Origin of the sequence: Roseateles violae (assembly GCF_030410485.1) — a bacterium.
GTDB lineage: Bacteria > Pseudomonadota > Gammaproteobacteria > Burkholderiales > Burkholderiaceae_C > Roseateles_D > Roseateles_D violae.
This window is the reverse complement of sequence record NZ_JAUHHC010000001.1, coordinates 788,349-802,013: the sequence shown is the minus strand read 5'-3', so window position 1 is coordinate 802,013 and position 13,665 is coordinate 788,349. Positions and strand designations below refer to the sequence as shown.

At 66.3% G+C, this 13,665-nt stretch carries 10 protein-coding genes and 1 pseudogene; 6 read left to right on the top strand and 5 right to left on the bottom strand.

Translation table 11 applies throughout. From position 1 onward, the window contains the following. Nucleotides 1-30: 30 nt before the first annotated feature. Complete coding sequence (locus QWJ38_RS03645) at nt 31-1,413, top strand: MFS transporter (protein ID WP_290357673.1); 1,383 nt, start codon at nt 31-33, stop codon at nt 1,411-1,413. A gap of 449 nt (nt 1,414-1,862) precedes the next feature. Here the strand turns inward: QWJ38_RS03645 and QWJ38_RS03640 are convergent. Further along, nucleotides 1,863-2,117 (bottom strand): annotated as a pseudogene (locus QWJ38_RS03640) (Y-family DNA polymerase); the annotation flags it as partial. Between the two features lie 9 nt (nt 2,118-2,126). Continuing rightward, a complete protein-coding gene (locus QWJ38_RS03635; RefSeq protein ID WP_290357672.1) occupies nt 2,127-2,570 on the bottom strand; it encodes a LexA family protein in 444 nt (147 codons plus the stop codon). A gap of 78 nt (nt 2,571-2,648) precedes the next feature. On the opposite strand from QWJ38_RS03635, the gene QWJ38_RS03630 reads away from it, so the two are divergent. Further along, nucleotides 2,649-2,882 (top strand): hypothetical protein, encoded by a 234-nt coding sequence (locus tag QWJ38_RS03630; protein WP_290357671.1) that lies wholly within the window; start codon nt 2,649-2,651, stop codon nt 2,880-2,882. 63 nt (nt 2,883-2,945) lie between these two features. Here QWJ38_RS03630 and QWJ38_RS03625 read toward each other — a convergent pair whose 3' ends face one another. Then, nucleotides 2,946-5,480 (bottom strand): S8 family peptidase, encoded by a 2,535-nt coding sequence (locus QWJ38_RS03625; RefSeq protein ID WP_290357670.1) that lies wholly within the window; start codon nt 5,478-5,480, stop codon nt 2,946-2,948. A gap of 51 nt (nt 5,481-5,531) precedes the next feature. After that, complete coding sequence (locus QWJ38_RS03620) at nt 5,532-6,515, bottom strand: AAA family ATPase (RefSeq protein ID WP_290357669.1); 984 nt, start codon at nt 6,513-6,515, stop codon at nt 5,532-5,534. 88 nt (nt 6,516-6,603) lie between these two features. Here QWJ38_RS03620 and QWJ38_RS03615 point away from each other — a divergent pair, with 88 nt between their 5' ends. After that, complete coding sequence (locus tag QWJ38_RS03615; protein WP_290357668.1) at nt 6,604-6,891, top strand: helix-turn-helix domain-containing protein; 288 nt, start codon at nt 6,604-6,606, stop codon at nt 6,889-6,891. A gap of 449 nt (nt 6,892-7,340) precedes the next feature. Here the strand turns inward: QWJ38_RS03615 and QWJ38_RS03610 are convergent, their stop codons facing one another. Next, nucleotides 7,341-8,891, bottom strand: a complete 1,551-nt coding sequence (locus QWJ38_RS03610; protein WP_290357667.1) for an EAL domain-containing protein — start codon at nt 8,889-8,891, stop codon at nt 7,341-7,343. A gap of 265 nt (nt 8,892-9,156) precedes the next feature. On the opposite strand from QWJ38_RS03610, the gene QWJ38_RS03605 reads away from it, so the two are divergent. Genes QWJ38_RS03605 through ligD form a run of 3 tightly spaced genes read left to right on the top strand, consistent with a single transcriptional unit; the run spans nt 9,157 to nt 13,529 of the window. Next, nucleotides 9,157-10,149: an SDR family oxidoreductase gene (locus tag QWJ38_RS03605; protein ID WP_290357666.1), complete on the top strand. Its 993-nt coding sequence runs from the start codon at nt 9,157-9,159 to the stop codon at nt 10,147-10,149. A gap of 14 nt (nt 10,150-10,163) precedes the next feature. Further along, nucleotides 10,164-11,006 (top strand): non-homologous end joining protein Ku, encoded by an 843-nt coding sequence (gene ku / locus QWJ38_RS03600; RefSeq protein WP_290357665.1) that lies wholly within the window; start codon nt 10,164-10,166, stop codon nt 11,004-11,006. 3 nt (nt 11,007-11,009) lie between these two features. Then, nucleotides 11,010-13,529 carry a DNA ligase D gene (gene ligD, locus QWJ38_RS03595; protein WP_290357664.1) on the top strand — a complete coding sequence of 840 codons (2,520 nt, stop codon included), beginning with the start codon at nt 11,010-11,012 and terminating at the stop codon, nt 13,527-13,529. Nucleotides 13,530-13,665 lie beyond the last annotated feature (136 nt).

The following is a 13,665-nucleotide window of genomic DNA, read 5'->3' as shown; positions in this document are numbered from 1 at the left end:
AGCGGACATTAAAGGTGGGGCACCACAGACATGACAACGACTGAAATCCCTCGTGAGTCTCCGGTCCTCATCGAGGCCAGTCTCGGTGGACGCCGGTGGAAGCGGGGCACTCTCATCTACAGCGCCGGTGGCCTGTTCACGCTGTTCATATTTCTGCTGATCGGCGACTTCGCCTGGAGCGTCAAGGAAAGAGCAGTCATGCCAGTGGCGCAGGTCTTCCTCAAACAACAGGAGGCGAGCAACTTCTTCGTTGCCCTGGTCGTTGGCTCGCTTCCATGGGCGCTGAGCATGCTGCTGGGGCCCATCATCAGCGTGCGCTCCGATCGCCATCGCGGCCGGTGGGGACGACGAATTCCCTTCCTGCTGCTGCCGACGCCGGTGCTGGTGCTGGGCTTGCTCGGCATGGCCTTCACGCCTCAGGCCGGTGAGCTACTGCACGCATTGCTGGGCACCACATCGCCGGGCCAACGTTGGTGCACGCTGGGATGGTTCGCCATCATGTGGTGCCTTTTCGAACTCGCCTCGGTGACGGCGAACGCCGTGTTCACCGGCCTGATCGCCGACGTCGTCCCCGACAGCCTGACAGGCCGCTTCTACGGCATGTTCCGGGTCATCAGTCTGCTGGCCGGAATCGCCTTCACCTACGGCATTGTCGGCAAGGCCGCGCAGTATTTCGCGGCGATCTTCATCGGAGTCGCCGTGATCTACGGGCTCGGATTCCTGTTGATGTGCTGGCGCGTGCGCGAGGGCAGCTACCCGCCGCCCCCGCCAGCTACCACCGAGGGATCCGCGGAGATCAAGCGCTATATGCGCGAATGCTTCAGCCACCGCTTCTACGTCGGACTGTTCCTTGCGATGATGCTGGGACTGATCTCGTTCAGCCCGGTCAACAACTTCGGCGTCTTCTATGCACAGAAGATCGGGCTGGGGCTCGATGGCTATGGCAAGGCCTTGGCGCTCACCTTTACTTGCTCGCTGGTGTTGGCCTTGCCGGTTGGCTGGTTGGCGGACCGCTGGCATCCGCTGAACGTCGGTTTGGGCAGCATTGCCCTGTATGCCGCCACCATGATTCCGGCCGGATTTTTGGTCCGCGATGCGTCGCAGTTTGCTGTGGCCTTCGTCGCGCACGGCGTGCTTTCCGGCTTGTATGTCACAGGCGTGGCCGCAATCGGCCAATACCTGTTCCCGCGTGATCGCTTCGCGCAGTTCCAATCGGCAGCGAACCTTCTCTCGGCGCTCGGCTACACGCTGGTGCCGCCGCTGATGGGAGGCTGGCTGGACCTGACGGGGCAGTCCTATGAGCACACCTTCATCGCCAGCGGCGCACTGGCCGCGGCCTCCGCCCTAATCTATTGCTGGCTGCTACGCCCATTTAGGGCGCTGGGCGGCCGGCGGGCCTATAGCCCGCCGTGATCGCGGCCCCGTCGAGGGGCCCGCTGAACTTGGAAGTTGAACGACTGCTTTCCGGACGCGAGTCCCGCGAACTGAAGGTCAGCAGTGGGTCGGCTGCGTGAGTTCCTGTCGGCAGGAAGCGGTCATCAATGCGCGGGGACGCCGTTGAGCCAGTGGCGTCACTCACGGCCTCCGCACCACCTTGCCTCCCGGCGCGCGAAGTCGCGGCATACATCCGGCTGTATCAGGCGCTGCGCCAACCTTGAATGGGTGGCCTTGTAAGCAGCGGACACGCGTGCCGAACGCGAAATTGGAAGAGTGCCGCCGAAAGCTACGGGATGAAGCCCGGGCCCGCATGGGTGGGGCCGGTGGCGGCCACTGGACGCGCGCGGAGCTCGAGGAAGACGCTAGGCTACCGAACACCGGCTGAAATGTTCAGCCTCTCTGTTGCGTCGACCGATTGAATCCGCACTCATCATGCGGTCGCTGAGGTCGCCGTACAGCTCGAAGTTCGCCGACAGAGCCACCAGGCCCTTGGCCTCCAGCCCCTTGCATTGGAACCAGGGCTCGCCCATCTTGACGCCCATGGCCTTGGCCTCGTTGCTGCGCGCGATGGCGCAGCCGTCGTTGTTGCTCAGCACGATCACCGGCCGGCCGTTCAAGGACGGGCGGAACACCCGCTCGCAGCTCACATAGAAATTGTTCCCATCGACCAGCGCGTACACGGCATCGCCTCAGACCGGCATGGGCTTGATGCAGTGGCGCACGACACCCCAGATCTCGATCGTCTGGCCGTCGCCGGGCACGATGTCCGGGTAGGTCGGGTTGGCGGCCTGCAGCTTGATCCGGCCATGCCGCTGGAACAGGCGCTTGATGGTGAACTCGCCGTCGACGACGGCCACCACGATGTGCCCGTGGGCAGCCTTCACGGCGCGGTCGACGAGCACGACGTCGCCGTCATCGATGCCAGCGTCTCGCATCGACTGGCCGCTGACGCGCAGGGTGTAGGTGGCCAGCGGGTGCTTGATCAGGATCTCGTTCAGGTCGATGCGCTTCGCCCCCAGGTCCTCCGCCGGCGAGGGGAAGCCGGCCGACACTCCGTTGGGCAGCGCGAACACCAGCGCCGGTGCCAGATTCAAGATCGGCGTCGGTGCGCTCGACGGCAATACACTGTACATATATACAGTTTAGTGCATTGACGAATTGGTTCTAGGATCAGATGGCTGTGCCCCGAGCCTTTCGGATGGAGACGCCCTATGAGCCGATCGCCCGCCCAGATCCTCGATTCCATCCGCCGAGCCACGGAGTTGAGGGCCGCGTTGGAACTCCGCGCATCGAACCCGAGCATCGCTGACAAGGCGGAGTACTCGGTGCTCGGTACGACGATTCGCAGGATCGAAGAGTTGCTGCAGATCGCCAGCGAATATGACGAAATCCTGCGGCGGCAGGTGGCCGCCACCAGCGCACGCATCGAGGCGGAGTCGCGATGATGTGTACCGCTCGACCAGTCATACTGGGGAGAACCAGATGACGATGCTCCATGAGCGACTGTCTTAGGGCTGCGTATCGATCTCGATTTCGTTGGCTACAGCGATCGCCGTCCGTATCGGGGTGTACAGATCGATCTCGGCCGCGATGGCATCCACGGGGCGTATCGAAACGATCAGCGAGTACCCGACGGGGACGCCGGCGCGATTGCTTCCGCTCCAGTCCTTCCACCACCCACCGACTGGGAACACCGCGACGTGGGACTTCTCCGCCAGGGCCGCGGCTGTGCCGGTCCAGACGTCGGAATGCAGCGATCCGCGAGACCGCAACTGCGCTCCGACCTCCCAGGCCGTGCGATCCGGGTCTGGCATTGATTCGTCACCGTCGAGTTCCGCCTCCTCGCGATCTACCTTGTTGATCCGCTGATTGAATCGAGCCTCAGTCTCGGTCGCGCCCTTAACGGCAAATCGCAGCCCATGCGACTGGTAACGGAATTTGCTCTGCCAACCGCGCCGACTCGGGTTCGGCTCGATGAAGTACGAGAGCGTGATACGCATCTCGACGGTCGTACCACCCAGCGCCCGCAGCACATCCGCCGGCCAGGGCAATTCATGCAGCTTGAGTTCGTTCAGCTGAATGGCGCTGCCCACGGCCTTGTACGGGACGATGGTGTCCTGAATCACCAACGTAGGCGCGTGCTCGCTGGAGTACAAAGAGTTGGGTAACGAGACCTTGCCGAACCCGAAGGTCCTCAGCAGATTCTTGATATCCGCCTTGTCGTGATTGAGCGGCAACTGCGCCCGCATCAGAGGGGTGTGCCTGGCGCCGTGGACAACCAGCGCCCTGATGGTCGACTCCGAATACGTCGGGTACTGGGCGCGCAGGTGGCCGCAGATGCGTCCGACCTCGGCAGCTGCGGCGCTCGTGTCGCCGCTTTCAGCGAACGGTGAGTCATGCTGCTGATGGGATGTCGTCAGCACGCGCAGACTCTCCGGCCCGACGGTGACATGGGGCAGCGGATCGAGTGAACCGTTCCCGCCCTCGGCCACCACATCCGGCTTGATCGGCCACGAGTTCGCCCATAGCAGTGAGGTGGTCGATGCGGGGCTTAGTCCGCCTTCTTGGGCAATCGGCACCGCAGTCGGCCATTTGACACGATCCACGTCGGTGAAGTGGGTGCAAGCGCCGACGGTCAGCGCATTCCACGATTGCCCTGGATCTTCGACCGAAGTCCGTTGGTTAATGGTCGGATAGGCGTTCCAGCCCACCCACGGCACGTTGCCTGTCGACAGGACGAACAGCCGCGGACGCAGGCCACCAGGCGACCAGTCGACGCCGTTGGCATACGGCACCAGACCGTTGAGACCGAACGCCATCTGATCAATCGCGGCCGACCATTCGCTGGGCTTGCCCGCTCCCGGACCAATCGCGGTCGTCATAGTTGCGAATACGCGCTGCCTCTGCGGGCGGTGCGTCTCTACGATGTCAACCGCCTGCGCGAGGACCCAGCCGTACAGGTGCGGCGGGTTCACACCTTGAGGCGGGAAGATGTTGACCGACTCCAGTCGGTGGGGAATCGCGATTCCGCCGGTGGCAGCCAAGGCGTCCATCAAATTGCCGTGGCAAACAAGGCCGGCCATCTCGGTCCCATGCCCGTCGTGATCGGCGCCGCCCCATGCAGGCATGACGGCATGAACATCCGCAGCGGAAAGTGCATCGCGCAGCAGCAGGTGGCCGTGATTCACGCCCGTGTCCAACAAGGTGACATAGGGGCCTGCATCGGGCACCTCGAACGTGCAGCGGCCGTGCAAGTCCTGCGTCCAGTTCGCCTGTTCACGCGGTGCCAGATTGGAGAGGAAGAACTCGGCGCTGGGCTGAACTGATCGTATCTCCGCGATCACGTCGAGAAGCGTCATCGCCTGCTCCAGTGCACGCCGCGTGCTGCGAACCGCCAGCACAACGCGGCCGGGGAAGTTCACGTATCCAGGCTCGACCTCGATCTGCAACGGCTCGGCCGCGGCCGCAAAGTCCATGGCGACGTCGCGGGCGATCCGACCTCCATGGCGGATCCAGAGCTGATACCAGCGCACCTCGTCAAGCTGCACCGGTGCTGGCTCGTCTTCAGTCCAAAGCTGCTCGAAGGCGGCCCGGCGAATCCCATCGATCGAGTTCACCAACTTGGCATTCTTCGGCTTGCCCGTCTTGGTGTCCTCGTTGAGGTATTCCCGAACACGCTTCTCTAGTGCGGTCAGCTTGCCATCGGGCACATAAACGGCGACAACGGGGCCGGCCCCCGAGTCGACGACGCTGAGCACCTCCACGCCATCACGCTTCCACTCCAACAACATGTAGTCGTAGTCGGCGGCTGGCGAGAACTGGATCGCGATCGTCATCCCTGCGGCTTCATCGAAGCCCCGCTCTCTGCGCTCTCGAGACAGTTGCTCGGAATTCAGGCGCATCAATTCGAGCTGGCGCAGCAGTGCGTTCCCATGCGGACCACGGTTTCGCTGCGGCGATGCACCGCTGCGCCCTGACAGATTCGACCTGAACGGTCGGTCCTGGGTGAAACCAGAGACGAGCAAATGGTCGAGGTCTGCCATGTCGGGTTAACGCGTTATGTCGTTAACCCAATGTAACGCAAGACCTGCCCCTTATTGGTGCAACTGACTCGCCGCCCGTTCCTTCAGATGCAGTACGACGCTTTGCTCGCTGACCTGGTCCTGCTCCTCAAGGACGGAGTCCTTGATGGCGTCCTCGCACGCGCGCACGATGTCGGAGTGCGCCAGGCCACGAGCATGCGCGACCAAGCCAGCGTAGGACATGTTCGGCGGCGCCATCAGCGTCAGGCGATTGCGGAGTAGTTCCTCGATCTGCAGATCATCGGGGGCGGTATATCGAATGACGTCGTCGAAGCGGCGGAACAGGGCCGAGTCGAGCGACGCGCCGTGGTTCGTCGCCGCCACGATCACGCTGTCGGAAGCGTCCTGCTCAATGAGCTGGAGGAACATGTTCAGCGTACGCCGCATCTCGGCCACGTCATGCTGGCTGCCTCGCTGCAGGCCTAGCGAGTCGAACTCGTCGAAGAGGTAGACGCCGCGGGTGGACTTCAGCGCCTCGAACACCAGGCGGAGCTTCGAAGCGCTCTCACCCATGAACTTTGTGATGAGGCTGTCAAAACGCGCCGTGAAGAGCGGAAGCTTCAGCTCGGTCGCCAGAACGGCGGCCGTCAGCGTCTTGCCAGTACCTGGCGGCCCAACCAGAAGCAACTTCCGCCGCGCGGACAGTCCATGGCCAATGAGGCGTTCGTGCTGACGTTGCTCCCGCAGGACGCGCTGGAGCTTTTGCTCGACCTCAGCCGACAGCACCATTTGCTTCAGATGCTGCTGCGGGTAATGCGCCGTCAGTAACTCGGCAAGTTCGCCCCGAGGCTGAACAAGCGGCAACGTCCTGGCTCTGGCGCGGGGTGCTGCAGGCGCGCGAGCTGTTTCGATCAGTTCGCGAAGTTCGGCTGCAAGCTTTGAGTGTCCACGTCGCGCCTCCTCGGCGGCAACCTGCAGTGCGACCGAGATGAACTGCGCATCTTCATTGCCGGCGTAGGCCCTAAAGAGCGCCTTGATCTGTTCGGCTCGTGCCATGTTCTCTCCCGTCGCGCATGTTAGGGCCGAGCCCTGGGACATATGTGCTATTGTTGCACTATTGTTCGATAGTAGCAACAATGATTCGATGAATAGTTCGACCTTTCCAACCCGGCAAGGTGAGTTGATCAAGCGGGCCCGCGGCACCAGGGCGCAGGCGGATTTCGCTGAGGCTTTGAAGATCAGCCGCTCATGCCTGTCGCGCTACGAAAACGAGAAGCTCGGCGCACCTACCAAGGTGATCAACCACTGCCTAAGTGCGATAGCTGCACAGTTGGCCGGCATTGATCCAGCCGATCCGATAGAGACGGCTTTGAATCTCAGCAGAAGCACCACGCGCCAGCTGGAACTAGCCAAGTCGAAGAGGAGCGGCTGAAGCAATGCCGCCACAGCCCACCGAGAAGATGGTCGCATCGCGCTCGCTCACGAAGTGAGCCAGCGCGATCAGCCGCGGCCTGGAGCGAATTCAATCTCTCGACAGCTGGGAGCGGCTCAGAAGTTCGATCCGTCAGTCCCGAACGCGCGCTGGTAGGGATACTTGGCGGGACTTGCTAGCCCGTAGAGGCTGGGGTCGAGAACCGATTAAATGGCTGCCGCGAACTTGACACCGACCTCATTGGAGAAACGCTCGGTGCTCCAAAATTCGCCACTTACTACTGCACAGGCTTCAAGCGGTGCCACTTATTGGGTGAAATCGTCGCGGAAGGGGTGAAGGATCCGGCCAAGTTTCGCCAGCAACTGCCTTACTTCCGGTCAGGACATGCCGGAACTTTCACGGTGGCTTTTTGTTTTACCCCTGCACCTCGCCGCCGCCCCGGGGCCGGCCTAGCCCCGGCGCAGATAGGCAATGAACTGCGGCGCCGGCATCGCCTTGGCGAACAGCCAGCCCTGGCCGCCGTCGACGCCCTGCGCGCGCAGATAGTCGAGCTGCGCCTGCGTCTCCACGCCCTCGGCAATGATGGCCAGGCCCAGGGTCTTGGCCATGCTGATGATGTGCGGGACGACCGAGCTGGTCACCGTTTCGCGGCCCAGCACGTCGACGAAGGACTTGTCGATCTTCAGCGCGTCCAGCGGCAGGCCCTGCAGGTATTGCAGGCTGGAGAAGCCGGTGCCGAAATCGTCGATCGCCACCTTGTGCCCGCGTCGCCGGGCCTGCTCGATCACGCTGCTGGCGGAGCTGACGTCGACGAAGCCGCGCTCGGTCGCCTCCAGCCAGACCTGCTGCGGCGCGATGCCGCTGTCTTGCAGCAGCCGGTCCAGCACCGGCAGGAAGCGGCCGCTGCGGATGTCGTCGGCCCCCAGATTGATCGCGATATGCACGTTCGGATCGCTGCGCAGCAGCTCGCCCAGCTCGGCGACGACGGCCGCCATCACCTGGTCGGTGATGGCCTGGATCAGCCCATGCTCCTCGGCCAGCGGGATGAAGAGATCGGGCCGCGTCAGGCTGCCGTCGGAGCGCCGCCAGCGCACCAGCGCCTCGGCGCCGACGCAGCACCGGCTGGCCAGATCGATCAGCGGCTGGTACTCGACGACGAAGGCCCGCGCCTGCACCGCGCGGCGCAGCTGCGCCAGCTCCGACAGCTGGCGACGCGACAGCCAGACCGCCAGCCAGCTCATGCCTATCGCCAGCGCCGCCCCGACCGGCAGCAGCAGCGCCTGCTGCGCCCGCAGCCGCTCGACCGCCGCCGCGCGCGAGGCGCCGACCAGCGCGATCCAGCCGTCGCCGCGCGCCACCGCATACATCAGGTCGCCGTCGATGCCGCGCTCGGGGCGCTGCGGGATGCCGCTCAGCAGCGCCGGCGCCGCCTCCTTCGAGGCCTGGATCACCCGCCCCTGCTCGTTGGCGACGACCAGGCTCAGGTCGCGGCGGCCGACGATCAGGTCGACCAGGCGCTCCGGATCGAACAGGGCGTTGTGATGGCCCCAGCGCAGCTCCATCATCGAATTGCCGCCCGAGACCCTGGGCCGCGCCGTCACCTTGACGCCGATGCCGTCCGCGCGCTCGAAGTCGACCGGCGTGCGCGCTATCCGCCGATCCGTCGGCCACCAGGAGGTGCAGCGCAGCAGGCCCTGTGCGTCGAAGTAACCGATTTCTTCGATCGTACGGACGTTCATCGTCAGCAGCCGCATGCGCGCGATGTGCTCGCTCGAGCAGGGGGTGAAGCCCGCGACGTCGATCTCGCGCAAGGCCGCCTCGGAGGCCTCGACCGAGCGGCTGGCGCGGCGCAGCAGATGGCCGGCCGTCTGCGTCAGCACTTCCATCTCGCCCTGCAGGGCGATCTGCCAGGAGGCATAGAGCAGCACCAGCCGGGCGAGCAGCGTACTGCCGATCGCCAGCATGATGCCCAGGGCAACGATACGGATGCGGCGCCGCATAGACCCCCTTTCCTCAAGCTTTCGCAGCCTCATGCCGGCGCATGGAGTTTTCCGGCGGGCTCGTACAGAGGGCGCGGCGTGGGCGCTGGCGATGTCAGCGGATCGCACCGGCCGGCTCTAAGGCCCGCCGGCGCGGCCTGCGGGCGCCCTGCGCGCGGCGCAAGCCCTGACCCTGCGCTGCGCCGGCCTCGTCTGACAGCGGCCCGGCCGCTCGTCCGACCGGCATGCGGCTTGCCCCACGAATGGTCGAAAGGACGGGACAGCCATGAGCAAAGCGCAAGATTCCGAGGCCACGGCCGAGCAGCAAAGGGCGATCCAGAGCCGGCAGGACCAGCGCGACGAAGCCGCGCCGAAGCAGGGCGAGAAGGAGGACGAGGGCAAGCCGGCCGTGCAGGCCGGCGACCGTCCGCATCCGGACCGGCTGCCGCCGCAGCACATCGCCAAGCCGGGCAGCGAGGCGCAGCTGCGGCCGCGGCCGCAATTCCTGGCTCCCGGCTACCAGGGCAGCGGCAAGCTGCAGGACATGGCGGCGCTGATCACCGGCGGCGACTCGGGCATCGGCCGCGCGGTGGCGGTGCTGTTCGCGCGCGAGGGCGCCGACGTGGCGATCGCCTATCTGAACGAGCACGAGGACGCCGAGGAGACGCGGCGCTGCATCGAGGCCGAGGGCCGGCGCGGCCTGTGCATCGCCGGCGACGTCAAGGATCCGGACTTCTGCCGGCAGGCGGTGGAGCAGACCGTCGAGGCCTTCGGCAAGCTCGACGTGCTGGTCAACAACGCGGCCTTCCAGGAGCATGCGAAGTCGCTTGAGGACATCAGCGAGGAGCGCTTCGACGAGACCCTGCGCACCAATGTCTACGGCTATTTCCATATGGCCAAGGCGGCGCTGCCGCATCTGGGCCGGGGCGCCTCCATCATCAACACCGGCTCGACGACCGGACTCAAGGGCAGCGCGCAGCTGCTGGACTATTCGACCACCAAGGGCGCGATCCATGCGTTCACCAAGGCGCTGGCGCAGAACCTCTTGCCCAAGGGCATACGCGTCAACGCGGTCGCGCCGGGTCCGGTCTGGACGCCGCTGAATCCGGCCGACGCGCCGGCCGAGAAGGTCGCCGAGTTCGGCAGCAAGACCGATATGGGCCGGCCGGCCCAGCCGGAGGAGCTGTCGCCGGCCTATGTCTTCCTGGCCGCGCCGGTCTGCTCCGGCTATATCAGCGGCATCGTGCTGCCGGTGACCGGCAGCGTCGGCGAGATCTGAGCCGGAGCGCGGCCATGGCACGCATCATCTGGAAGGGCGCGATCAGCTTCGGCCTCGTTCACGTCCCGGTGGCGCTGTACCCCGCCACGCGCGAGGACGATATCGACTTCGACTGGCTGGACAAGCGCTCGATGGACCCGGTCGGCTACCAGCGCATCAACAAGCGCACCGGCCGCGCGATCAAGAAGGAGGACATCGTCAAGGGCGTCAAGCAGGATGACGGCGACTATGTGCTGATCAGCGACGAGGAGATCAAGGCCGCCTATCCGCAAACGACGCAGACGATAGAGATCGAGGCCTTCGTGACCGCCGCCGAGATTCCCTTCCTCTTCCTCGAGCGGCCCTTCTATCTGGAGCCGCTGGGCAAGGCGGCCAAGGTCTATGCGCTCTTGCGCGAGGCGATGCTGGCCGACGGCAGCATCGGCATCGCGCGCGTCGTCATGCACAACAAGCAGCACCTGGCCGCCCTGATCCCCAGCGGCCCGGCGCTGCTGCTGAACACCTTGCGCTGGCCGGACGAGATCCGGCCCTGGGACGAGCTGAAGTTTCCGGCCGAAGGCAAGAGCGCCGCCGGCATCAAGGACGCCGAGCTGAAGATGGCGCGCCAGCTGATCGAGGAGATGAAGACGCAGTGGCAGGCCGACGATTACCACGACGAGTTCAAGGCCGCGATCGGCACGCTGATCGCCGCCAAGGCCGAGGCCGGCCAAACCAAGCGGGTGACGCCGCTGGAGGCCACGCCCGGCGAGGAGAGCGGCTCCAATGTCGTCGACCTGACCGATCTGCTCAAGCGCAGCCTGGCGGCCGGCAAGAGCGGTTCAGGGGGCGCGGGCGGCAGCAAGCGCAAGAAGGCCTGAGCGATGGCGGCCGAGAAGCGCTCCGATGGCCTGCAGGAATACCGCCGCAAGCGCGACTTCGCGCAGACCCGCGAGCCGGCCGGCGGGCCGCCGGCCAAGGCGCCGCGCGGCCAGGCCGGCCAGGCACTGAGCTTCGTCGTGCAGAAGCATGCGGCGCGCGCGCTGCACTACGACTTCCGGCTCGAGCTGGACGGCACGCTGAAGAGCTGGGCCGTGCCCAAGGGGCCCAGCCTCGATCCGCAGGACAAGCGCATGGCGGTGCAGGTCGAGGATCATCCGCTCGCCTACGCCGGCTTCGAGGGCGTGATCCCGCCGGGCCAGTACGGCGCCGGCACGGTGATCGTCTGGGACCGCGGCGTCTGGCTGCCGCAGGGCGATCCGCGCGCCGCCTACGCGGCCGGCAAGCTCAAGTTCGAGCTGCGCGGCGAGAAGCTGCAGGGCCATTGGACCCTGGTGCGCATGCACGGGCGCGCCAGCGAGCGCCAGCCGCCCTGGCTGCTGATCAAGGAACGCGACGACGACGCGCGGCCGGCCGCCGACTACTCGATCGTCGAGGCGCTGCCCGACAGCGTGCTGGGCAAGGCCGCCACCCCAGCAGTGAAGCGGAAGAAGACAGCGAAAAAGGCCAAGCAGGACGCGCTGCCGCTGAGCCTGGCGCCGCAGCTGGCCACCCTGGTCGAGGCGGCGCCGCGCGAGGCCGGCTGGCAGTGGGAGCTGAAGTTCGACGGCTACCGCCTGCTGGCCCGCGTCGAGGGCGAGGATGTGCGCCTGTTCACCCGCAACGGCCATGACTGGACGGCCAAGCTGAAGCCGCTGGCACGCGCGATCACGCGGCTGCAGCTGGGCACGGCCTGGCTGGACGGCGAGATCGTCGTGCAGGACAAGGAGGGCGCGCCGGACTTCCAGGCGCTGCAGAACAGCCTGGAGGCGGCGCGCAGCGGCGACATCCTCTACTACCTGTTCGACCTGATGTTCCATGCCGGCCGCGACCTGCGCGAGACGCCGCTCGCCGAGCGCCGCGCGGCGCTGCGCGAACTGCTCCGCGAGGCCGCGCCGCCGCTGCGCTTCAGCGAGGACTTCGCGGTCGCGCCCGAGCATCTTCTGCACACCGCCTGCCAGCTGCGCATGGAGGGCCTGATCGGCAAGCGCGCCGATGGGCGCTACCAGTCGCGCCGCAGCAGCGACTGGATCAAGCTGAAGTGCACCCAGCGGCAGGAATTCGTCATCGTCGGCTACACCGACCCCAAGGGCAGCCGCCAGGGCCTGGGCGCCCTGCTGCTGGCCGTGCACGACGAGGCCGGCGCGCTGCGCTATGCCGGCAATGTCGGCAGCGGCTTCGGCAACACCGCACTGCGCGAGCTGGCGCAGCGGCTGCAGGAGCTGGCCCAGGCCAAGCCGACCCTGAACCCGCCGCCACCCGACCAGCGCGGCGTGCACTGGGTGCGGCCCAAGCTGGTGGCCGAGATCTCGTTCTCGGAATGGACGCGCGAGGGCCGGGTGCGGCATGCGGTCTTCCACGGCCTGCGCGGCGACAAGCCGGCCGCCGCGATCACGCGCGAGCGGCCGCAGCAGCCGGCGCCGGCAGGCAAACGCGCCGCCGCCGCGGCGCCGGCCAGGGCCGCGCTGCCGGCCGGCCTGCGCCTGAGCCATCCGACGCGGGTCATCGACGCGTCCAGCGGCATCAGCAAGCTGGAGCTGGCCGAGTACTACGCGGCGGCCGCCGCGCGCATGCTGCCGCATCTGAAGCAGCGGCCGGTCTCGCTGGTGCGCGGGCCCGATGGCGTCGGTGGCGAGCTGTTCTTCCAGAAGCATGGCGACACGCTGAAGATCCCGGGCCTGAAGCAGCTCGACCCCAAGCTCGACCCCGGCCACGCGCCGCTGCTGGAGATAGACAGCGCCCGGGCCCTGCTCGGCGCGGTGCAGATGAATGTGCTGGAGTTGCACACCTGGAACGGCCGCAGCGACGCGATCGAGCAGCCGGACCGCATGTTCTTCGACCTCGACCCCGGCGAGGGCGTCGCCTGGCCGCAGATCCAGGAGGCGGCCTCGCTCTTGCGCGCGCTGCTGCAGGAGCTGCAGCTGCAGGCCTTTCTGAAGACCAGCGGCGGCAAGGGCCTGCACCTGCTGGTGCCGCTGCGCCGCGGGCCCGGCTGGGCCGAGGTCAAGGGCCTGTCGCGCGCGATCGTCGCGCACCTGGCCGCCACCCTGCCGCAGCGCTTCGTCGTCAAGAGCGGGCCGCGCAACCGCGTCGGCAAGATCTTCATCGACTATCTGCGCAATGGCCGCGGCGCGACGACGGCCTGCGCCTGGTCGGCGCGGGCAAGACCCGGCATCGGCATCTCGGTGCCGGTGGCCTGGGACGAGCTCGACGCCCTGACGAGCGGCGCCCACTGGCATCTGCGCAATATCGGCGAGCGCCTGGCGCTGAAGAGCGATCCCTGGGCCGAAATGAAGGCCGTCGCCGGGCGGCAAGGCCTGGCGACGGCGATGCGGGTGCTGGACTTCGTGCCGAGCGCTCGCTGAACGGGCGAAGGAACGCCCTCAGTGGAAGATCAGATAGGCCAGGATCAGCAGGCCGGCGGGAACGCCGAGGATCCAGGCGAACAGGTACTTGCCCATAATGCCTCCGGTTAACAAGCTATCGAAGCTAACGGTCACG